We start from the raw sequence: 22,549 nt of genomic DNA, 5'->3' as shown, positions 1-22,549 counted from the left end.
CTTTGTTTTGTAGCTTCATCGATGGCGAAAGATTTCCTAAAAGGTGCCGCGGACGAATATGACGTGGTCGTGATTGGCAGCGGATTAGCCGGAATGACTTCCGCGAATATCCTCGGTCGCGCCGGCCATCGCGTCCTGTTGTTGGAACAACATTACAAACTCGGCGGACTCGCGACTTGGTTCCTACGTCCCGGCGGCCACATCTTTGACGTGTCGCTACACGGGTTCCCCCACGGCATGATCAAATCTTGTCGCCGCTATTGGAACCGAGACATTGCCGATCGCATCGTCCAATTGAAAAACATTCGCTTCGACAATCCTCAGTTCTCGCTCACGACCAGCTTCAATCGCGAAGACTTTACCCGTTTGCTGACTTCCGATTTCGGAATCGCTCCGGAAACAGTCAACGAGTTCTTTGATACCGCGCGAGGCATGAACTTTTACGACGATCAACAGATCACCACTCGGCAACTGTTTGATCGTTTCTTTCCCGGACGCGATGACGTGGTGCGGTTGTTGATGGAACCGATCACGTACGCCAACGGTTCGACCCTCGAAGACCCCGCGATCACTTACGGAATCGTGTTTAGTAACTTCATGAGCAAGGGCGTGTTCATCTACGAAGGAGGCACCGAAGACCTTGTCGCTCGGATGAAGAAAGAACTCGAATCGAACAATGTCGACATTCGCATCCGCTGTGGTGTCGACAAAATCAATGTCAAAGACGGCAGTGTCAATTCAGTCGAAGTCAACGGTCGCACCATTCGCTGTCGCGCCGTCGTCAGTAACGCGAACCTAAAAACGACCGTGCTAAAGATGCTCGGCAGCGAAGTACTGGATAAAGATTATGTCGAGCGAGCGGGCGCGGTGCGGCTGAACAACAGCAGCACTCAGGTCTATATGGCACTGAAGGAAGGTGAGGAAATTGACGAGTCCGGCGGCGATTTGTTCTTCACCAGCACGGCAAAAGAATTTCGAACCGACTTGTTATTGAGCCGCGATATCACCAGCCGCACGTTCAGTTTCTACTACCCTCGTACGCGGCCCGAGAAAAAGAAGGATCGTTTTGCGATCGTCAGCAGCACCAATGCGAACTGGTCTGATTGGGCTGATTTGAGCGACGAGGACTACGAAGCAAGTAAAAAAGATTTAGTCGAAACGACGATCGACGCGTTGGAAAAATACATTCCAGGAATTCGCAGCAAAATCGATCGCGCCGAAGCGGCAACGCCGCGGACGTTCAATCACTATACACGCCATGAGATGGGAGCGAGCTTTGGAACGAAGTTCGAGGGGCTTGGCGTCAGTCGCGAGCTGCCTCAGCAAGTCGGTGGCATGTTCCACGCCGGCAGCGTTGGCATCATCATGAGCGGATGGCTCGGGGCAATTAATTACGGAGTCATCGTCAGCAACGAGGTCGATCAGTTACTGGTTAGCACCGCGAACCCGACTTAATTCTTGTAAGGAAATCCCACTTCTAAATGCTGCGTGGGGTTGGCATTAGTGGTATTCTTGGTGTTCCCCTTTTTGATTGGATCACCATGAGATTACCCGCTTGTTTTGCCATTGCGTTGGCGTTTATTGCTCTTGGCGGAGTGAATGCCGCGTCGCCCCCGAACATCGTCTTCGTGTTGTGTGACGATCATCGATTCGATTGTCTCGGTGCTGCCGGGCATCCGTTTATCGAAACGCCGCACATCGATTCGATCGCTCGTGACGGTGCGATGCTGACTCGGGCTTACGTGACGACATCGCTCTGTTCGCCGAGCCGTGCATCGATTCTGACCGGCCAATACGCTCACAACCATCGTGTTGTCGACAATTACCATCCGGTCGACCCCACGCTCACGTTCTTTCCCCAACATTTGCAAAAAGCAGGGTTTCAAACCGCGTTCATTGGCAAGTGGCATATGGGAGGCGAAATCGATGATCCCCAGCGTGGTTTTGACCACTGGGTCGCCTTCAAAGGCCAAGGAACCTATTGGCCCGACGGCCACGGCACCACACGCGAAGTACCTCAGACGACCTACGATGGACTGAACATCAATGGGAAACGTGTGCCGCAAAACGGCTACATCACCGACGAGCTAACGGACTATGCGGTCGACTGGTTGCAAAAGCGTGACACCGAGAAGCCATTTTTTCTGTACGTCAGCCACAAGGCTGTGCACTCGGATTTTGTTCCCGCCGATCGACATCGGGGACGTTATGCCGATCAACCGCTTCCGATTGAAACACCGACGGTCGAGCAGATGGACGCGGGCAAATTACCAATGTGGGTTCGCAATCAACGAAACAGTCGTCATGGAGCGGAGTTTGGATACAACTTGGCCGATTTTTCGCCCGAGGTTTATTATCGGCGGTATTGCGAATCGATTCTGGCGGTCGATGACAGCGTCGGGCGGCTGATGGCGTTTTTGCAAGAAAACAATTTGCGAGACAACACCGTGTTTGTCTTTATGGGCGATAACGGGTTCCAGTTTGGCGATCATGGATTGATTGACAAACGAACTGCATATGAAGCCAGCGCACGCGTTCCGCTGCTGATTATGGCTCCCGGACGGGTTCCTGCAGGGCAATCGTTTGACGCTCTTGTCGGCAATATCGATGTCGCTCCGACGTTACTGGAAGCTGCTTCCGCACCCGCCCTGCCCAAACAAGACGGCAAAAGTTTCTGGACGGCATTGACCCAAAACGAAGCATCCGGTTTTGACCGCAAGACGCTGCTGTACGAGTACTACTGGGAACGCAACTATCCCCACACGCCGACGCTGCATGCGATCATCGGTGGACGCTACAAATACATCCGATGTCACGGTTTGTGGGATCGCGATGAACTGTACGATCTGCAATCCGACCCAGGGGAAATGCACAATCTGATTGACTCGCCCGAGCACTCCGAACGAGTCCAGCAGCTCAATGGCGAGCTATGGGAACTGCTGCACGCCAGCGGCGGCAACGAGATGCCGTTGTTGGAAGACCGTGGGCCGCTATTCCCGTGGCGAAATCCCAGCAAGTCAAAACAAGCTCCATTCCCCGCCGAGTTCTTTCGTACCAACGAAAGCGGCGAGTAACTACTTGTTGACCTCCTCAACTCCAGTGGTCACGCCGCTTTGTGAAAGTCGAGGCTGGCATCGCGGTCCCAGTCAAAGACGCGGCGACAGAAACCAGCCATGGATGTCAGTCCGTGGTATCCTCTTCATCGCTGAGCGAACTATCTGCCCCTAACCCAAAAGATGCTTGCCAAGAGAGTCCGACATCTTTAGGGGTAGGAAAATGCATGCCGTCTTAAATCTTCCTACCCCTAATTTTCCTACCTAAACCTTTCTTCGAAAAGCGGGCCTTAGTTCGGTCGGCGATTGGATGCGGTTTCCACTCTACGTCTACTTTTATCCTCAGGCGATGAAAGCGGACGATTCGCAGCCTAACCGGTGACGAGACGGCGGAAGAATTCGCCTTCGTTGACCGTCGGGCTTTCGGGGCGGCCTTTGTGGATGTAGTTCAGTTGCCGGTTGCCGAGTCCGAGCAGATGCAAGATCGAAGCGTGCAGGTCGTGAACGTGCAACCGATCCACCGTCGCATGCAGTCCGAGATCATCTGTCTCGCCAATCGTTTGGCCTCCTTTCACTCCGCCGCCGGCCATCCACATCGTAAACCCGCTGGGGTTGTGATCGCGACCGTTGCCTTTTTCGGACATCGGCGTGCGGCCAAACTCGCCGCCCCAAACCACCAGCGTTTCTTCCAGCATGCCGCGCTGCTTCAAGTCCTTTAATAACGCCGCGACGGGCAAGTCCATCGCTCGGCACAGGTTGCTGTGGTTGCCTTCGATGTTCGAGTGCGAATCCCACTTGCTGCCCGCGCCATGATACAGCTGGATGAACCGGACACCGCGCTCGGCCATCCGTCGAGCTAACAAGCAAAGTCGACCGTAAGACGCCGTTTCCTTCTGGTTGATCCCGTACATCGCCTTGGTCTTTTCAGACTCGCGTGCTAAATCGATCACATCGGGAGCTTCAGATTGCATGCGGAAAGCGAGCTCGTAGCTCGAGATGCGAGCTTCCAGTTCGGTTTGCTCAGGATGCTGGCTTGCATACTTCTGATTCAATTGATTCAAGAACGCCAGCTTGGATCGTTGTTGCAGGTCCGTCATTCCTTCGGGTGGATTCAAGTAGGGGATCGGCTGTTTGCCTTCGCTAAGCCGTGTGCCTTGATAGACTGCGGGCATAAACCCCGAACCCCAGCTGCGTGGACCATTGACGATCTGTGCCCCGTTGTCCTGCATCACAACGAAGGCGGGCAGGTTGTCGTTTTCGGTGCCAAGGCCGTAGCTAACCCAGCTGCCCAGCGACGGACGCCCGCTCAAGATCGAACAGGTGTTCATCTGACAAACACCCGCCGAATGATTGATGCCGTTTGCCCAGCATGATCGAATCACGGCAATGTCGTCGATGCACTTGGAAGTTTCAGGCAACCAGTCCGAAACCCAGGTTCCCGATTCACCATGCTGTTTCCATTTACGCTTGGTCGGCAACAGCGGCGATCGCATCTCGCCCATTGCTGTGACCACTTCGCCAAAGCTGGCGGGAATCGGTTTGCCTGCCAATTTTTGCAGTAGCGGTTTGGGATCAAAAAGATCCAGATGACTCGGCCCACCCTCCATAAACAGAAAGATGACTCGCTTTGCCGTCGGTGCGAAATGAGGTGGCTTTGCGGCGAGTGGATTTAGGTTGATTTCGGACGCCTGTGCACGGTCAGCGATACTTGCCGCCGCAGGCTCCGCAGTCGCATCGGACATCATGCCCGCCAATGCAATGGCCCCAAAGCCTGCACCACTTCGTGCTAGGAATTCACGACGATTCGTCGGTTGTGCGTAGTGTGGCAGATCGATTGTCGCGAGACGATTGGTTGTTTTATGGATAGACATGACTTTCCTAATGCACGACGGGGGATTGAGTGTCGTAATCGGTGAGATTGAGAGACGTTTAGATCGCGGAGAGATCAACGGCTAATGGACGTAAAGGAACTCGTTGGAATTGAGCAACGCGTGGCAAAAATCGACCAGTGCCGCTTCGGACGCCGACAGCGCAATGATCGACTCACCTCGTGCTGAGATGGGCAAACGATCGTTGGCACTGTTCTGCATCACACCCGGATCGAGTTCGAATTGCCAATGACCGATTGTGTCGCTAACGGATCGCTCGACCGTGTACAGAATCTCATCAACGCTCAAAGCACGGCCAACCAAGCGAATGTCGTCCACTAACCCGTCAAAGGTTTGTGCGTTGCGACCGCTCACACCGCCAATCGTGAACGGCACTTTATTAGAGAAATTTCCGGCCATGTTGTGCTCGATCACGGCGGGCAGCAAGGGTTCATCATCGTTGGACAGATCTTTTAAGAAAAACGTCACGCTGCCCGGTTCGCCGTCTTTAACGGCTTGAAAGCTTGCCGAAGCATAATAGGGCGTATTCATTTCGATGTGGTGATCCGAAAAGATCGCCGCTTCGCCATACTTACCGCTGCTGAGTTCGCCGAACATTTGCAGCACCAATGTTTGGGGTTTGCGACGTGATCCCATTCCAGTAACGCCGAAACGCCATCCGGGTCCGCCCTTGTCGCCGTCCCATTTACCAACGATCGTGCGGACGGTTCCGGTGTTGGCAATCGATCGCAACTGAAAGAACGTCTCGATCGTAAAGTCACCGACATTCATTACATCATCATGGGCGATCGCCAACTTCAGCGACGGATCGTCGACCATAAAACGAACGGCTTGTCCGTCTCGGTAGGGCAATTTGGATGTCTCGATTTTTCCTTCGTCTCGGTCTTTACGTTTGCGTTGCAATTGTTGGGTTTGAGCATCAATAAACGCTAGCGATTGGCGTTGTTCATCGACCGACGGTTCGCGACCATACACTCGCTGCCACGCTAACGTGACTTGCGTGCTGACATCACTTGTCGTCTCGGAAAGATGCGATGCCATTTTTCGAGCATGTCCAAGCACTCGATCGCTATTGATCATCATCAGCGATTGGACCGCAGTCGTTGTCGTGTTTCGCGAAGAGTTACTCGAGAAAAACATCGGCAAGTCAAAGCTGCTCAGCAATTCATCGGGCGAGTTTCGCATGCTGCGGACAAAAATACTACGATAGGGCGAATCGCCAAGCACGGCACCACCACCGCTACGATCTTTCAGAGCACCTGTGACGGTCAACAACGCATCGCGGACCTGTTCAGCTTGCAAACGTTGAGTGTCGCGTCGCCAATAATACTCATTCCCCGGATCGATCGTGTTACAGGCGTCGAAGTCGGGATGTTCAGTCGATTGGCGATAGGTGGCGGATAGCAAGATCATTCGGTGTAGTGATTTGAGACTCCAACCGTTTTCGACAAACGTGGCTGTCATCCAGTCGAGCAATTGAGGATGCGTGGGCGGTTTGCCGAGCTTACCAAAGTCGCTGGTGTTTTCCGCCAATCCGCGGCCAAAGTGACTTTGCCAAACACGGTTTGTGATCACGCGAGTGGACAACGGATTCGACGGATCGGTCAACCATAGTGCAAGTGCCGTGCGTCGCCCGGTGGTCGGTGCGGTGGTGGCAACGGAATCGTGATTGATCTCCGCTGCGGATTCTTGCATGATCGTGGGAAAGCCGGGCTCGATCGGTTCGTCCGCTCGTTTGGGGAGCACCGTGGGTGGGGCGATCGCACCGTTATCGATTGCGCCCATGGCAGTGGGCAGCGGCTTCGGTTTCAACTTGTCGTGTACTTTGAGTTGACGGCGAAGTTCGACCAGACGATCCTTGTCTGCCGCTTTGATGGCGTTGTTCAATCGGTCGTACTCGGCTTGGATTTGACGGTCCACCAAATAGACCAGCGGCTCCTCTGCGGGCGTACGTTCCGTTGGCGATTTTCGGGCAATCGCTTGAATGTCCTCGGGAAAACGGTCGATCGCTTGATTCATGACTTTGTTGCGATACGGTTGTTCGATTTTGTCGATTTGGTCGCGAATCGACTGGGTTGCCGATTCCCAGATCTTTAGCTCCGCTTCGTACGACTGAATCTCTTGATCACTGGCCAGCGTCATCTCTTTGGGCATGATTGGTGCAAAGAACGCTTGCAAACGAAAGTAATCCTTTTGCAGCAGCGGGTCGAATTTATGGTTGTGACATTTGGCACATTGCAGTCCCAATCCCATAAAAACATCCGCGGTCGTATCGGTCAGATCTTCCTGGATCGTTTTCCACTGTCCCGGTGCGTCGCGAATATTCCATTCGTAAACCCAGTGCCGCAGATAACCGAGGGCCACGCGAGCATCGACGTCGTGGGGGAACATTTCATCCGCCGCAATTTGTTCTTGCGTGAATCGGTCGTAAGGCTTGTCTTCGTTAAACGACTGGATCACGTAATCGCGATAACGCCACGCGGATGGCCGAAAACCGTCGGCGCGGTAGCCGTCGGAATCGGCGTAGCGAACCAAATCCAGCCATTGTCGTGCCGCATGTTCGCCATAACCTTTTGAATCCAGCAGCGAGTCGACCAATTGCTCATACGCCTCGGGCGACGTGTCGTTGACAAACGTAGCAACTTGTTCGGGCGTCGGCGGCAACCCGATGATGTCAAAGTACAGTCGCCGGACAAGTGCATGGCGATCTGCTTCGGGAGCCGGGGTGAGTCCACGTGATTGCAGTTGGGCATAGACGAAATGATCAATCTCGTTGCGTACCCATCCCTCGCCACTCGTCGTGGGCATCGCAGGTTTCACTACCGGCTGAAACGCCCACCAATTTCGATCCTCTTCGCTGAACAGTTCACGAGGCTCACGGAGGACCGCATCGGGATTGCTACCGGGCCACGGTGCTCCCATCGCAACCCAACGCTCCAGTACGGCGATTTGTTTGTCTTCGAGTTGGCCCGCCGGTGGCATTTCGAACGATTCGTAGCGAACCGCTTCGATTAACAAACTTTCGTCTGGTTTGCCCGGAACCAACGACGCGCCCGATTCGCCACCTAGCAGCATGTGGCCAAGCGAATCGAGACGCAGATCGCCTTTCTGCTTTTCCGCGTTGTGACAACCAAAGCATTTTTCAGCCAACAGCGGGCGCACTTCGGTTTCAAAGAAGTGCATCTGCGATTTTGTGATCGGCTCATCGGCCACTGCCAACGGACACACGATCAACGTCGACAGAACTAGCAGTCTTAGCGACCAGATGTATAGGGTGCGACACATAGGTGGGATAGTGTTGAGATGGGGAGAAGGGAAAGTTATAGCGTCGGAGGGAGGCCGCCGATAAAGACGGGATCGATTCGGTTTTCATCGTCTTGTACGTCTTGGAAGAACAGGCCGCTGACTTCGGCTCCTGCGGGGTAGCCGAGATCGCTGAGGTCGATGCCTACCGCGATCGCTTTGGCTCGTACCGAGTGAATTGTGCCGCCGGCGTGAGGCAAGCGGTTGAGCATGCCAAGCGATGTCGGTGTTTCGCTAAATCGATACAGCCGAAAAGGGGCCAGGAACTTGGACTCGGGCGAGGAGAGGTCGATGTCGTACGACTCGATCGTGTGGGAGTGAAGACCGTCGGCAAATTGTAGTGGACTGACGTGAAACGCATCCCCTTTTTCGGGATGGATGATCACTTGCAATTCAAAGAAGACCACATCGGGGCCGGCTGAATTGACAACGGGCTGTTGGAATCGAATGGCAAACCCAGGAGTGCTGGAGGCCGCATTTGTCTCGTCGCCGAGAATGGGGGCCTCGGTCAGCGGAGTATCACTACCGCCTGGGTTGATCAGACCGCTACACAGGTGACGGTCGCGGTCGGCGTAACGCGATCGAGGGAGTTCGCTGTGGGTTGAGTCGATCGGATCTCGCTGTTGTTCAGATGTAATGATATTCGCATCGGAGCCAGCTTGGAAATGAATCAAGTCGATACCAATCAACTCATCGACTTGGTACTCGTAATCGATGCCACCGCGCTGGACGGAAACCGCTTCCAATTCATTGGCGTTTCCCTGGGCGTCTTGGCTCGCCTGAAAGCGGATAATGCGATCGGGGATTTGGCTGCGATAGGCCGCTTCGTCAAACGGGATTTCCAAAACGTCCACGCGATCGCCCGTCAACAATTGACGTGCTTGTCCTCGCCGCAAGTTAATTCGTTCCGCCGCAAACGTCGGTTTCGCCTCGTTGGCGTGTTGTTTGGCAAATAGATCGGCTTCGCCTTCGACGACTTGGACTTTGGTTTCGCCCATTTGGTCCACGTTAACCACAAACCGGGTGCCAAGATCGACGACATTACCGAGCGGTGTGTCGACGCGGAATCCTTCGGCTCCATCGGGAGCGTGCACCGAACAACTGCCGCTGGCCAATTCCAATCGTGCATCGTCTGTGACGACAAATACGGCTGGGGCTTCGATGATGGTGGTGGCACCGGCGGGGAACCGTAGTTCTACCATCCCGCTGGATAAAGCAAATTCGTGGCCCATTGGAACGAAACTGCCGAGCGGAGGAGTCGCTTCGCCATAAAACTTGGTTCCTAAAGCTTGCGTCAGTTGAACGTGCGAACGATTGCCCATCGTAGGCTGCAATGAAACTTCGTCGTGTTCGGCAAGCGGAGATGAATCGGACGAGTTCTGAGACGTTGCGAAGAGAGCGACGCCGACGCACAACGCGATCGCAACCGCCAGCGACGCCCACCATTGCCAGCGTGCTCGAGCAGCCATCGAATCGAGGCTGACTGAATCGCTCGCGACTTCGTAGGGTGCCGCCCGCACCGAATCCGCAAGCTTCAATAGCTCTTTGGCATTAGGGGGCAGGTCGCCAGCGGATTGGTGGAGTCGATTGAGGTCAAAGTGCAAGTCAAGGTACTCGAGGTACTGCTCTCGCGCCGCCGGATCGGACCTGAGAATCTCTTGCAGCTGTGAATGTCGATCCGCGTCGATCGTTTGATTCAGCAGTTCGTCGAGTAAGCGGAGTAGTTCGTCATGCGTTTCGTTCATGTTGCTGCCCCTTGTTGGGCGAGTCGTCGTTTGACGCAGTTCAGTAGTTTGCGTCGTGTCAGACTGATGCGGTTGTACAACGTTTGCACCGACAACTCACTCGCTTCGGCAAACTCTTTCACGGTAGTGTCGCCACGATACATCAGTTCAATCAGTTCACGCTCAACCGATTTAATGCCTTGCAGACAACGCTGCAACGCTTCCAAGCGAAGGTCGGGTTTCGCAGTGGATGCCCCTCTCGTTTCCGCCAGTTTGTCGATCAAGTCGACATCAAACTGCAGTCGATCTCGATGGACCGAGCGGATGAAATTTTTGACTTCGTAATGTGCGATTGTGCACGCCCACGGCAGGAAGGGTCGCGACGGATCGTAATCGGAAAACTTTTTCCAGAGCAACAAGCTACTTCGCTGAAAGACGTCCTCGGCGTCAGCCTTGTGCGGCAATAACGCGTAGATGTAACCAAACAATCGGTCGCGATCTCGCGAAAAGTGTTCGAGAAAGTGTTCGTAATCGGCATCTTGACGGGATTCAGGGGTCATGTCGGTGCCGTGTATTTGGTTCGACGAAAACGCGTCCAGCGTGTAGCATGCTTGCCACTATAGATAGCTCGTTCGCTGAGCCGGGGGACTTACCGAAAAAAAATGGGGCCGGAACACGTTTGCCGTGAAATTTAATGTGTGGTCAAAAAAATGGCCCCATGCCTGATACAGACATAGGGCCGCTATCGATGTTCTGACCGAACCGTTGATGCAAAAGCATTGTGATGAACGCGTCGGCTGATCCAACTGACACGCAGGGCTGCGTTTGCGATCAAACTTTTTCGGGGGCAACTCGGATCGAGTCTTCTCGCTGCAGGTCGGGTTCTTCGGAATTGGTTTCCTTTAATTCCGGGTGTGCTTCGAGGTATTCCGCCATTTCATCTTGATCGGCGACCGCACCTGTTTTTTCGCCGCATCCAACAAGCGAGACGAGGCAGCAGGTGGTAACCAGAATCAGTGAAAATGAGCGAAACGCAGCGATCGTGTTGGGAAAGGATTGAATGGCTTTCACGTCAGGAGGCTCTGTGAGTTTGTGAAGGTAGGGAATGAAGTCCGATAATCTCCGCGCAATGATAATGATAGCGCGGAGAGACGTTTTTTTCAGGATGTTATGGTGGGTGCTAAGTTCGTCCGACTTAGAATTCGCCGTCGATCGTTTCTTTCGCGCCGCGTGTGCCGAGCGATCCCCACAATCCGAACGGCGATTTTGATCCCGGTCGTGACAGCGAGCTGCCTTGAAAGACCTGTTCCGCATTTTGGTTGCCCGACTCGATCGAATCGGTAACAAACTTCACCGCCCCGTCGGTCAACAACACGTGGCATCCGCCTTGGTGACGGCTGCCCGCCGGAGCAACCGCCGAATTGCCGTGGTAACCGCTGTTGTTGGCAATGCAGAATTCGCTGTTAGGAGGCCGGATCGTATTGAATTGCCCGTAGAGCGGCCGGCCGGCAGCCCACTTGTATCCACGGCGTTGTTCAGCGTTGCCAACCGTGGTGCCTGATCCCCAGAATTGAGGCCGCGAGTTATCGACCAATGTTTTGCATGACGTCGCATTGTTGACAAGACGTAGGATCTGGCCCGAGCCCGAATCCGAGCCGCTCGCAGGTGTTTGCTTGGCTTCCGTACGAATGTCGGCATCGCCTAAATCGGTCGCAATTTCGCCCATGCAAATCGTATTGGCCAAGCCGTCTAAAACATCGCGAAACGCCGTGGGCTGCCGCGTTGTGAACACGCCGCGGCATGATCCTCGCGCCAATTCGCCCAGGTTCGATGGGTTGACTCGGTTGCCGTCGTCTCGAGCATAACCCCAGTTGCTCAGGTAACACGAGTCGCCGCTACAGGCGACATAGTTGGTCCGTCCAGCCGAAGGCAACCCGACTCCTGGATCACTGGGGCAGCGAAGCCCAGGGACTTCGGTCAGCCACGGTTCATAGCGAGAAACGGCGTGATGGCTGATCTGCATCAATGGATTCCCGCCCATCGATTGCCAAGTGTTGCCTGTTACCGGATCACGCAGCGGATTGGAGATCTGTTCCCAAAGTGCCTGCTGTTCCATAAACGGAAGCAGTCCCACCAGGATGCTGAGTTCTTGGCGGTTGTGACCCGTAGGAGCAAGGAGGCCAGGGGCATCGGGGCCACCGACGGCTTGGTTTGTCCCACCCATCAATTCCGGCAACTTGTTATAAGCCGCGTGATAATTGTGAAGAGCAAGCCCGAGTTGCTTGAAGTTGTTACTGCAGCTCATCCGCCGCGCTGCTTCTCGGGCAGCTTGAACCGCCGGTAACAACAATCCAACGAGGACTCCGATAATTGCGATGACGACGAGTAGCTCCACGAGGGTGAAGCCTGACCGAACATTTCGTTTCATGGGAATACCTAAAAAAAAGAGGGACGAAAAAGCAAAACGCGGTAGGGGGAATTCGGAGCGAGTGGTTGCACTCCGATAGAAAACCGAAAATATGCAAAAAAGTGAGGGTGATTTGAAGCCCCCGCAAAAACGAACAACGCTATAGACTTCTCGTACGGAAAATAATGGACTTACCGATGAAAATGCAAAAAAAGTTCGGAAAGGAGATGCTGCCTCCTTTGGTGTGTCTCTATAGAGCAAAATGGTGGTGTACCGAAGTCCATAGAGTGCAATCCTTGCTCGGTCGCCATCACCCTAACTGCGGAGACTGCTGATGTAGTTCGACTTCACCGCTCTCAAGTTAGCCGTTTTATCGCAAGTGCCGGTGGATGACGAAACCGTGGCTAGCGCTGGACTGCTAAAATTGTGGGGTTGTTGTGAATCTTGGTTGCTTAATTTTACTGCCACCTCTCCCCCGACTTCGGTGACTGCTGATTTAGTAGCAAACGCACAGGCCGGAGGCCGACAGATAGACTGCCGTTGGCGTGAGCCAACGGTTTAGGGGCGACTTGTCGCCGTAAGGCCGGAGGCCGACACACCGGCAGCAGATGTCTCGCCCTCCGGGCCATGTTTTTCTGCCTCTCCTGACCGGTAGCTTACGCTACCGGCAGAGGGTGTATCGGCCTCCGGCCTGCAATCAATGCTACTAAATCAGCAGTCACCTTCGTCGGTGGAGAGGTGACTGCGGTATAGCCCGGAAGAAAAAAATACCCCCAATATCCGACGTCAACACCAAGTTTTAGCAGCCCAGACAAACGCCAAAACGGCTAACTTCTTCAGCTATCTTCTGCGATTGGGAGAGGTGACTGCAAAGCCGACGCAACCGCAAACCACTTTTGGCCGAAGAATTAGCGGCTCGGGGACCCACCCGGTCGCAGCGTGTGTAACGTTCAAACGAGAGCGGGCATCAGTTGCCGGGTTTGCTAGCTACCGGGTTTGCTGGAGGGGCGATTTCGGAATTTCCGAATCGATTTTAGATGCTCACGAAGATGGTTTCGGCACTGCTGCGCGAATTGCTTGACATCGTCGCTGCGGTAATCGGGATAAGTCCAGCGGTGGTCGACCCACTCGCGGTGGACGTATGTTAACGTGACTTCAGCGAACATGCCGTTATGGAGGTAAATGCGGTGGTCACGATCTTTGGTGGTCGCCAGCACCAATTTTGCCTGCGTCACGTAGCCAGGGTCCAGGTTCAGCGGTCGATCTTCGTCGGTCGGAATCGCTTGGGCACACTCTTGTTCCCAGAGGTTGGTTTGCGTTTTCCAGTCGGCGAGTCCGGCCGGGTCAGCGAAATCACGAAAGCCGACAATCGTCTTTTCCAATTCACCGCCCATTTCGCGAGTGTAATAGCCGCCTGCTTCAAACGGCATTTGCGGCGTTTGCACGAACGTTTCGCCCCAAGTTTCGTTCAATCGACGGACCGCCCAATCACGCACGGCATCGTGCCGGGTAATGACGGCACAAAATCGGACGACGGGCTCAACGTACTGGATCACTGCCATTGTTTTGCAAAACTCTGCGGGATTTAGTTTCGGGGATTGCTAGATTAATCTATGGGGCACGAGTCCAGCGTCGTTTGGGAACCGGTTCACGCTTGGCTGCGAAGTGGATTCGCTCGCTTTCCGTCCCCCTCTTCCTTGTCCTTCAAAAGTTACATCATGCATCCATGGATCGCCGACCGCACCACTACGTTTGATAGTAGCGGAATTCGTAAGGTTTTTGATTTGGCCGCGAAGCTGAAGGATCCCGTCAATCTGTCAATTGGTCAACCCGATTTTGACGTCCCCGAAGCGGTTCAGGATGCAGCAATCGAGGCCATTCGTGGCGGCAAAAATGCCTATTCGCCGACTCAGGGGATTGCGCCGCTGCGGGAAGCGTTGCGGCAAGAAATCGCCGAGAAATATCCTCACGAGGATCGAGACGTCTTCATCAGTAGCGGGACCAGCGGAGGGTTGATGCTGTCGATCTTGACGATGGTTAATCCGGGGGACGAGGTAATCTTTCTGGACCCCTATTTCGTGATGTATCCGGCACTACTGAAGATGTGCGGTGGGGTGCCGGTACCCGTCGACTCCTATCCCGATTTCCGCTTGGATGTCAACAAAATAGCGGCCGCGATCACGCCGCGTACAAAAATGATTCTGCTGAATAGCCCTGCCAATCCCACAGGAGTGACGGCAACCGAAGCGGAGCTGAAAGCGGTCGCCGAATTGGCGGCAGAAAAGAACATCGCGTTGTTGTCAGACGAAATTTACAGTCGCTTTTTCTATGACGGTGAATTTGCGTCCCCGGCATCCTTCAACGACCAAACGATCGTGATCGATGGATTCAGCAAGAGCCACGCGATGACCGGTTGGCGGGTGGGATATGTTCACGGTCCCAGCGAAATCATCCGTACGATGCTGAAAATCCAGCAGTATACATTTGTCTGTGCCCCCCAACCGGCTCAGTGGGGAGCGCTGCGGGCCATGGAAGTCAATCTCGGTGGCCATATCCAGGATTACCAACGCAAACGGGATTTGGTGTTTGATGCGCTGTCGGATTGCTACGAAATCGCAAAGCCTGGCGGGGCGTTTTATATGTTCCCCAAGGCACCGATCGAAAGCGGGGCAAAGTTTGTCGAACAGGCAATCGAGCGTGGACTTTTGATCATCCCCGGCAACATTTTTAGTGCCCGTGACACTCACTTTCGAATTAGCTTTGCCGCGAGTGACGAGCAATTAAAGCGAGGGATGGGTATCCTGCGTTCCATGGCCGGAGCCTCGGTATAGTTCACCGAGGCATTTTGAAAAAATCATCGGGCGACAACAACATGTTACCGAGTTCGGAACGTGTTCACTCACTCGTGATTTCAGCCCGTATTGAACGCGGGTAAGAGATTCGCTCGCTATTCGCCATCGATCCCCGTATTGCTTCGCATCACATATTGGCGTGAATTGTGGCGAGCATTTCTGCAGATGGTTGCAACCACCGATTCAAGTGTTTGAGGTGGCTGCGCCGCCACGTCATTGTGTTGCGAATCCGTTGTCGTTTGCGGAGTTACTTTCTCTGTGATCGTTTGCATTGGGGAATACCTGTGAAGGTCGGGGCTAAGTTTGTTGGGCAGATTCGTTTCGATGAGATATCTGCCCGAAAAGTGCCATGAAATCGGAGCCGACATCGATTTATTCAATTTGCGGCTCGAAGAGGAAATCACGAACGCGACGTTCCTAGATAAGACTATGCGTATTTGGGTGGAGAGCACCGCAAACAGTTTGAGAAAAACGGTTGATTTTTTTTAACACTGACTGCAGTTGTTCTTGGTTTCGTTTCGCTTGATATTTTTATTGGGGGGAAAGGTCATCATTGGCTAGGTAGCAGGTTTCATAGCATGCACGACACCGAGCACGCTGTTGGGTGGGGGAGCAATAGTCAGGGATATTCATGGGGAAATCAGAGCAGCGAGCTAGACAGCAAGCGTGCCGCGTTGAATAGGTGTATGTCGGTTTAGTGCGTTCCGGGGACGCCGAAATGTTTTTGATCGAGGTAAGCTTGGCAACCGTCAATCGCATAGAGAGTTAAGGACTTTCACGTTTTACGATGCAAACGCTGAGTCATATGCAGGCAACGCCTCTCCTTTTTTATTGCTTAAGCGGTGACTAAAGTGAGTTGCACACGAAGAAACACCTCGGGGTGCTTCCATTCTTTCACTCTCCGAAAACATGACAACAAAGATGCATCATCGTTTGATCACGATTGTCGCCCTTTCAGCTTTCTACGGTGTCTCATGTGCAGTTCCGTGTGCGGTTGCAACTCCCCCCCAAGTTTGGGCTGGAACGGGAGCGACGCCAAAAACATCGCAACGGTACGAAAATCCTCCTGTTGAGCAATCCAGAACCTCTATTGCCCTAGGAAATCCGTTTGGGATTGAGATCGTCGAGGACAATGTTTGGATTACTACCGTCGATGATCACTGTATCTGGCTGTCAACTGTTGACAGGTCGAAGAATGAAAACTCGTCGAATGTGAAGAGCGAAGGTGACGGAGCGTCGGTTATTCGCGTCGCAGGTTGCGGCGAAAAAGGCTATAGCGGTGACGGCGGCTCTGCGCTGCAGGCGACGTTCAATTGGCCTCACGAGGTTCGTGTCGATGCCCGCGGTGATCTGTTCGTAGCAGATACACGTAATCACGTGATTCGCCGCATTGATGCAAAAACGAATATTGTGACGACGATTGCCGGAGATGGCGCGGAAGGTTTTTCCGGAGACGGAGGTCCGGCAACACAAGCTCGTCTAAAACATCCGCATAGTGTCGTATTGGATGGAGAGGACGGACTTCTGATTGCCGACACGCACAATCATCGGATTCGACGACTGGACTTGCGTACAGGCGTGATCGAGACGATTGCTGGGACCGGAGCCGGCAAATTGCCTACCGATGGATCGATGGCAAAACAGACAACGCTGTTTGGTCCACGGTCGCTAGCGATCGACCCCAAATCGATTTGGATAGCGCTTCGCGAAGGAAACAGTATTTGGCGAATCGATCGGGCAAGCGGTCGGATTCATCATCTCGCGGGAACTGGGAAAAAGGGGAACTCAGGCGATGGAGGACCTGCGACCGAGGCGACGTTTAATGGACCCAAGGGACTTGTGATGGACGAGCAAGGTCGATTGTTGGTTGTCGATACCGAAAATCAATTGATCCGCAGGATCGATATCAAGGCCAACACGGTCGAGACGGTGTTGGGCAAAGGTGAATTGAAACTGAAGCGTCCTCACGGTATCGCGAATGCGCAAGGGTTTGGGTATCTGGTTGGCGATTCCGAAAATCATCGCGTCATTCACGGCACGCCGTAATCGTTTCTCTGCAAACCTTGGTGGGAAAACTATCGAGCTGATGACCCTGATTCAACCTCCTTCCGATCAAGTGCTTGATCGCGCCGCTGCGCTGCTGGCCGATGGCAAGTTGATTGCGATTCCGACCGAGACTGTGTACGGGCTTGCCGCCAATGCATGGGATCGCGATGCCGTGGCGAAGATTTTTGCTGCAAAGCAGCGGCCTGCAAACAATCCATTGATTGTGCACGTTGCTGCGGTCGATCGGATCGCAGAAGCGGCCATGATGCCGCTCGCCCCCGAATTGCAGCATCAGCTTGACTGCGTAGTTGATTTCTGGCCAGGACCGCTGACGGTGGTGCTGCCTCGTGCGAGTCACATTTCGGATTGGGTCACGGCGGGACGTGATACCGTGGCGGTTCGCATTCCGTCGCATCCGGTTGCACTGCGATTGCTCGAGCGTTGTCCGTTTCCGATCGCGGCACCTAGTGCGAATCGATCCAACTACGTCAGCCCCACGATGGCTCAACATTGTGACGGTCCAATGGACCAGCCGGGGATCCATCAATTTATCGAGATGGTGATCGATGGTGGCGACTGTGATTTTGGGGTGGAATCGACGATTGTCGCACTTCAGCAAGGTGGCCCGCGACTGCTACGGCCTGGGGGGATTTCAGCGGAAATGCTTGCGGATCGCTTCGGTATCACGGTTGAGCAACTGACCCAGGCAACAAACGACAGACCTGTGGAGAGCGAAACAGGCAATGAGGTCACTTCTGCGATGTTGGCACCCGGCATGATGAAGGAACATTATTCGCCCTCGACTCCATTGGTGTTGTATTCGGCAACCCAGGCAAATTCATCGTCAAAGCGGGTGGGACGCATCGCGTTTGCGCAATTGGATGCATCAGACACCTCACGTTATGCAGTGGTGGAAACGTTGAGCGATTCGGGCGATCTTCGCGAAGTGGCCAAGGGTTTGTTCGCGGCGCTGCGACGCATGGATCACGCGGGGCTCGATCTGATCGTAATCGATACATGTGAACCGGTCGGTATCGGGTTGGCGATCATGGATCGCATCCACCGTGCTGCGGCGACTCCGTTGAGTTAGCCAGCCTTCTTTTTTCCGGATTTCAGCTAAATGCACCTGGAATCACTCAAGTGTTCCTGATTGTCCAGTCGCGGTGCGCACGGATTGCCTGAGTGAATCCGTTTCGCAATCGGAGTCAACGAACCGGTTTTAACAATTGCAACGATTACGTGGGTCGTGATGAGTACCACGAACAGGGGGAGCATTCGTTTGCTGTTTCCACGAGCGAGATTTGTTTTCGTTGATTGCCGATAACGCCAGAGTGCCGATGAGACCAGTGTGTCGATTACGAACGTGGCGATGCACAGCGTCGTAGGCATCAAGCGTGGTTGATGAGGGGCGAAGCAATGGGTCCAGTGTTTTTGAGAATTGTTCAATGAATCCTGCTAAACCGTCCAGCGAAACGAGACAAAATCCAGTGGAAGATCAATTAGATGCACTGTTGTCTCGGATTCATTCGTTAAGTGGCGATGGGACGAAGCCACGTGCTGAGGAACCGTCACGCCCCAAGCAGACGCCGCGTCCTGCTGCGGGGGCCCCTGCGACAAGCGGGCAATCGTCTCCTGCGTCGGTTCCTAACCCCAACAATCCAGCTTCGCCCAGATCGTCGTCTGCCGCTCCGCCGAGACAACCGCCAACCTCAAGCCCGCAAATTCGGCAATCGACTCCCGCGTTACTTGGGTTCCAGCCGTCACGTGACGAGCCCTGGCGGCCTGCGGAACCCGAAAATGCTTATGAGTCCAAGGTCAATGAAACGCTACTTGAAGCGATAATCTATCGCTTTCTGCGGACCATTGGTGAAAGCGCTGGTCGCGTGATTGCTGATCAAGTCAAGCTACCATTTCGGATGGTTGAGCCGATACTTAATCGTTTGAAATCGGACCAGCGAGTGGGGTACAAAAGTTCCACATCCACAAACGATTATGTTTATGTGCTGACTGAATCAGGACGTGAGATCGCACGATTGATGCAGCAGGATTGTACTTATTACGGTGCGTGTCCGGTCAGTTTGACGGAGTATGTCCACAGCGTCAAAAAACAAACGATCGAAGGTCAGTTTCCAAAAAAGGTCGACCTCGAACGCGCATTTAGCGATCTATTGATTAATCCTCAGATGCTGATTCGGCTTGGTCCCGCCGTGGCCAGTGGTCGTGGTATGTTCCTGTTTGGATTTCCTGGAAACGGCAAAACTTCGATTGCCGAGCGTGTCACTGGAGCTTTTGGAAAGTACTTGTGGATTCCACGAGCGATTGAAATTGACGGCGCCGTGATGCGTGTCTTTGATCCGATGAACCACGAGCTCGCGATGCCCGAAGAAGGAAGCGGCATTCTTGATATTGGTGGGTTCGACAAGCGTTGGGTGCGAATTAAGCGGCCGACGATTGTTGCCGGGGGCGAATTGACGTTGGATATGTTGGAGGTCCAATCGAATACGGATAGCAATATTTCGGAAGCGCCGTTGCAGTTGAAGAGCAACTGTGGCACGTTGGTGATCGATGACTTTGGTCGTCAAAAAATGAGTATCGATCAGCTGTTGAATCGCTGGATCATTCCGCTGGAAAAACGGTATGACTTTTTGAACATGTCAAACGGAAAGAAAATTCAGGTGCCGTTTGATCAGTTGGTCATTTTTAGCACCAATCTCGAGCCCAAAGATTTGGTGGATGACGCGTTCTTACGGCGTATTCCCTACAAGATCGAAGTGCCCAATCCGCCAGAGGCAGATTTTCGCAAGCTGTTTGAAATCATGTGCAAGATCACGAAGATTCCTTACGACGCCGATGCAATCGACTACTTGATCAAAACACACTACTTGCCTGTCAATCGCCCGTTCCGAAATTGCCAACCTCGCGACTTGTTGCTGCAAGTGCGAAATTTCTGCATGTACAATGACTTAAAAGTAGAACTCAAGAACGAGTACTTCGACTTCGCTGTCGACAACTACTTCTCCGTCATGGACTAGCGGGTCTGGGGGACAGGCCGCGAACGATCCTGCGATCTACTCGTCATCATCCAGCTCGTCGTCGGCGTCTGGAATCGCCGGATCTTCGGGAGCTCGTTTGCGGAGTTTTCGCTGCAATGAACGTCGATGGATTCCCAATCGACGTGCGGCTTCGCTGATATTGTTGCCGCATTCGGACAACACTCGGTGGATATGTTCCCACTCGTTGCGGGCAAGCGACGGCGCCGGAAACGCGGTTGCACCGTCCGGAACGCTAGGTTCGACGCCGCGGACGAACGCCGACAGAATATCGTCGGCATCAGCTGGCTTGCTCAGGAAGTTAACCGCACCCGCTCGGACGGCATCAATCGAAGCGGGGATGCTTCCAAAACCGGACAGCAAGATCACACGTGTGCTCGGTTTCATCTGCAGCAATTTTCGCAGCAGTTCTAAGCCGCTTTTGCCGGGCATTCGCAAATCGAGCACGGCCAAATCGGTGGGACGTTGGCTGAAAACCTCGACGGCTTGATCGAAATCCGCCGCCATTTCGACGCGGAATCCTCGCTGTTGCATCGCCAACGACATGCGTTCGCGCAAGACCAATGTATCGTCGACTAGCAAGATGCTATCTGCGCCTACAGTGGCGGCGTTATAGACAGGGGGTATTTCGCTTGGGGGGTCAATCATTGGATTTAACTTTTACGGTGGATCCGCGTCGGGCTCCATCCTAGCACAAACTTTGTAGATCACGAACCGTGGGAGAACAAAAGCGGTTGAGCCCGATGGACTTTCGACCCCTGTGCCTAGCTTTCGAGTCCGTTGTGAGTTGCAGCCAAATTGGGGTCGTTGGTTGTTTGGGAGGGTCGCCCAACGTCGTCTTGCTGCAGGGGCAAGCGGACGATAGCACGCGTGCCTTGTCCCGGACTGGATTCGAACTTTAATTCGCCACCGAGTTGGGAGATCACGTTGCGGGTCAAGAACAACCCAAGTCCTATCCCACGTCCCGGTTCTTTAGTGGTGAAAAAGGGATCTCCGGCTCGCTCGAGCACATCGTCGGTCATCCCGTAACCGCTATCGTGCACGAGCAGTCGCAGGTGCTGATCCTCGAGCGTGGCTTCGACGCGCACTCGGCCATCGCAGCCACTTGCGTCCAGTCCGTTGTGAATCAGATTGCGGATCGCCTGAGCGACGGCCTCGCGAGGCACCCACAATTCTTGGTTTTCAACAAGGTCGCTTCCGTCATCCACGTCGACGCGATGAGGATCTCGAATTCCTTCGAGGGTCGCGTCAATCAGATCACCGACCGTGGTTTGATCCCAGCGATGAGCCATCGCATCGCCCGCGGCCGATCGCATGCGAGCCAAAATTTGCTTGCACATTTCGAGTTGGCCATCGATCAATTGCAGATCGGTATCGACCGATTGGGGTTTTTCGCAACCTTCGAGATGCCGTGACAACTCGCGGACGATCACGTCGATGGTGGACAATGGCGTCGCTAGTTCGTGGGCGGCGCCGGCGGCCAATGTGGTGAGGCCTTCGAGCCGATGGCTCGCCGCCTGTGCTGCTTGAGCCCGCCGCAGTTCACGCTCGCGATTTTGCAGCTCACCCGCGGTACGCGTGACGTAATAAGTCACCACGGTAGCGCAGGTGGAAAAGGCAAATAGCAAACCGCCAGTGTGCAAATTGAAATCGTTGGCGGGTTGTCGAATTGAGATTCCTTCGACCGGTACATTGTATCGAAGCAAGATCATATAGCCGACGATCGCAAACGCAGTCATCGACCATGCTGGCCGTGGCCGGATCATCACGCCACCAACCGCAAGATTGACAAAGTAAAAGAAGCTAAACGGATTGTCGGCTCCACCGCTAAAGTACAGCATCAGCGTCAATGTGACCAAATCAAGCAGAATCAGTGCGAGTGCAATCGACTGCAATAGTGTCGGGTCGTCCTCTTCGGCAAATTGGTCGCCAGTTGGATGTTTAGCCGAGATCGAAGCATTGATAGCGACACCCGAAGTCGATCGTCCGGCCTGAGTGTAATACAGCCAAGACACACACAGCAAATTCGTGATAGCGGTGATCGCCACCAGAAACAGCAGGGGCGCGAACGGCAATTTGACATCGGCCAGGAAAACGGCGGCCAAGATCGTGATCAACTGCCCCGCAACCGCCATCCAACGCAAGTGCAGCAACCACGTAAACGATCCGCGGCGGGCCGGAGCGATCAACGGAATCGGCATGGGGTCGCGAGACGGAGGCACGGT

General features: G+C 54.0%; 16 protein-coding genes. 6 read left to right on the top strand and 10 right to left on the bottom strand.

The features are described from left to right. Window positions 1–21 precede the first annotated feature (21 nt). Together SH528x_RS30425 and SH528x_RS30420 are read left to right on the top strand one after the other, a co-directional pair. Window positions 22–1,455 (top strand): phytoene desaturase family protein, encoded by a 1,434-nt coding sequence (locus SH528x_RS30425; protein WP_442507182.1) that lies wholly within the window; start codon window positions 22–24, stop codon window positions 1,453–1,455. Window positions 1,456–1,541: 86 nt separating this feature from the next. Beyond that, complete coding sequence (locus SH528x_RS30420; protein WP_442507181.1) at window positions 1,542–3,074, top strand: sulfatase family protein; 1,533 nt, start codon at window positions 1,542–1,544, stop codon at window positions 3,072–3,074. 350 nt (window positions 3,075–3,424) lie between these two features. Here SH528x_RS30420 and SH528x_RS30415 read toward each other — a convergent pair whose 3' ends face one another. From SH528x_RS30415 to SH528x_RS30385, 7 genes are all read right to left on the bottom strand, one after another. Continuing rightward, window positions 3,425–4,924 (bottom strand): DUF1501 domain-containing protein, encoded by a 1,500-nt coding sequence (locus SH528x_RS30415; RefSeq protein ID WP_442507180.1) that lies wholly within the window; start codon window positions 4,922–4,924, stop codon window positions 3,425–3,427. Between the two features lie 81 nt (window positions 4,925–5,005). Then, the gene (locus SH528x_RS30410) at window positions 5,006–8,227 is read right to left on the bottom strand and encodes a DUF1549 domain-containing protein (protein ID WP_442507179.1); all 3,222 of its coding nucleotides are present in this window, start codon (window positions 8,225–8,227) and stop codon (window positions 5,006–5,008) included. A 35-nt stretch (window positions 8,228–8,262) separates the two neighbouring features. Beyond that, window positions 8,263–9,990: a FecR domain-containing protein gene (locus SH528x_RS30405; RefSeq protein WP_442507178.1), complete on the bottom strand. Its 1,728-nt coding sequence runs from the start codon at window positions 9,988–9,990 to the stop codon at window positions 8,263–8,265. After that, entirely contained in the window at window positions 9,987–10,529 is a 543-nt protein-coding gene (locus SH528x_RS30400) for a sigma-70 family RNA polymerase sigma factor (RefSeq protein WP_442507177.1), read from the bottom strand. Before SH528x_RS30400 ends, SH528x_RS30405 begins: the two co-directional genes overlap by 4 nt. Before the next feature lie 271 nt (window positions 10,530–10,800). Beyond that, entirely contained in the window at window positions 10,801–11,040 is a 240-nt protein-coding gene (locus SH528x_RS30395) for a hypothetical protein (RefSeq protein ID WP_442507176.1), read from the bottom strand. Window positions 11,041–11,164: 124 nt separating this feature from the next. Then, the gene (locus SH528x_RS30390) at window positions 11,165–12,397 is read right to left on the bottom strand and encodes a DUF1559 family PulG-like putative transporter (RefSeq protein ID WP_442507175.1); all 1,233 of its coding nucleotides are present in this window, start codon (window positions 12,395–12,397) and stop codon (window positions 11,165–11,167) included. Between the two features lie 962 nt (window positions 12,398–13,359). After that, window positions 13,360–13,938, bottom strand: coding sequence for a DUF4416 family protein (locus SH528x_RS30385; RefSeq protein WP_442507174.1), 579 nt, complete (start codon window positions 13,936–13,938; stop codon window positions 13,360–13,362). A gap of 156 nt (window positions 13,939–14,094) precedes the next feature. Here SH528x_RS30385 and SH528x_RS30380 point away from each other — a divergent pair, with 156 nt between their 5' ends. Then, the gene (locus SH528x_RS30380) at window positions 14,095–15,207 is read left to right on the top strand and encodes a pyridoxal phosphate-dependent aminotransferase (RefSeq protein WP_442507173.1); all 1,113 of its coding nucleotides are present in this window, start codon (window positions 14,095–14,097) and stop codon (window positions 15,205–15,207) included. 116 nt (window positions 15,208–15,323) lie between these two features. Here the strand turns inward: SH528x_RS30380 and SH528x_RS30375 are convergent, their stop codons facing one another. After that, complete coding sequence (locus SH528x_RS30375; RefSeq protein WP_442507172.1) at window positions 15,324–15,500, bottom strand: hypothetical protein; 177 nt, start codon at window positions 15,498–15,500, stop codon at window positions 15,324–15,326. Window positions 15,501–16,440: 940 nt separating this feature from the next. Between SH528x_RS30375 and SH528x_RS30370 the strand changes: the two genes are divergently transcribed. The 3 genes from SH528x_RS30370 to SH528x_RS30360 all read left to right on the top strand — a co-directional run bounded on the left by SH528x_RS30370 (window position 16,441) and on the right by SH528x_RS30360 (window position 20,306). Continuing rightward, window positions 16,441–17,274: an NHL domain-containing protein gene (locus SH528x_RS30370; RefSeq protein ID WP_442507171.1), complete on the top strand. Its 834-nt coding sequence runs from the start codon at window positions 16,441–16,443 to the stop codon at window positions 17,272–17,274. 40 nt (window positions 17,275–17,314) lie between these two features. Continuing rightward, window positions 17,315–18,364, top strand: coding sequence for an L-threonylcarbamoyladenylate synthase (locus SH528x_RS30365; protein ID WP_442507170.1), 1,050 nt, complete (start codon window positions 17,315–17,317; stop codon window positions 18,362–18,364). A 355-nt stretch (window positions 18,365–18,719) separates the two neighbouring features. Further along, on the top strand, window positions 18,720–20,306 hold the full coding sequence (locus SH528x_RS30360) for an AAA family ATPase (protein ID WP_442507169.1): 1,587 nt from the start codon (window positions 18,720–18,722) through the stop codon (window positions 20,304–20,306). A 36-nt stretch (window positions 20,307–20,342) separates the two neighbouring features. On the opposite strand, the gene SH528x_RS30355 is transcribed toward SH528x_RS30360, so the two are convergent. Both SH528x_RS30355 and SH528x_RS30350 read right to left on the bottom strand, forming a co-directional pair. Next, entirely contained in the window at window positions 20,343–20,972 is a 630-nt protein-coding gene (locus SH528x_RS30355; protein WP_442507168.1) for a response regulator transcription factor, read from the bottom strand. 116 nt (window positions 20,973–21,088) lie between these two features. Further along, entirely contained in the window at window positions 21,089–22,546 is a 1,458-nt protein-coding gene (locus SH528x_RS30350; protein WP_442507167.1) for a sensor histidine kinase, read from the bottom strand. Window positions 22,547–22,549: the final 3 nt, after the last annotated feature.

Source organism: Novipirellula methanifontis, from assembly GCF_052161655.1.
Lineage (GTDB): Bacteria > Planctomycetota > Planctomycetia > Pirellulales > Pirellulaceae > Novipirellula.
Note: the sequence above shows the minus strand (reverse complement) of the source record. Positions and strands in the feature narration are given on the sequence as shown.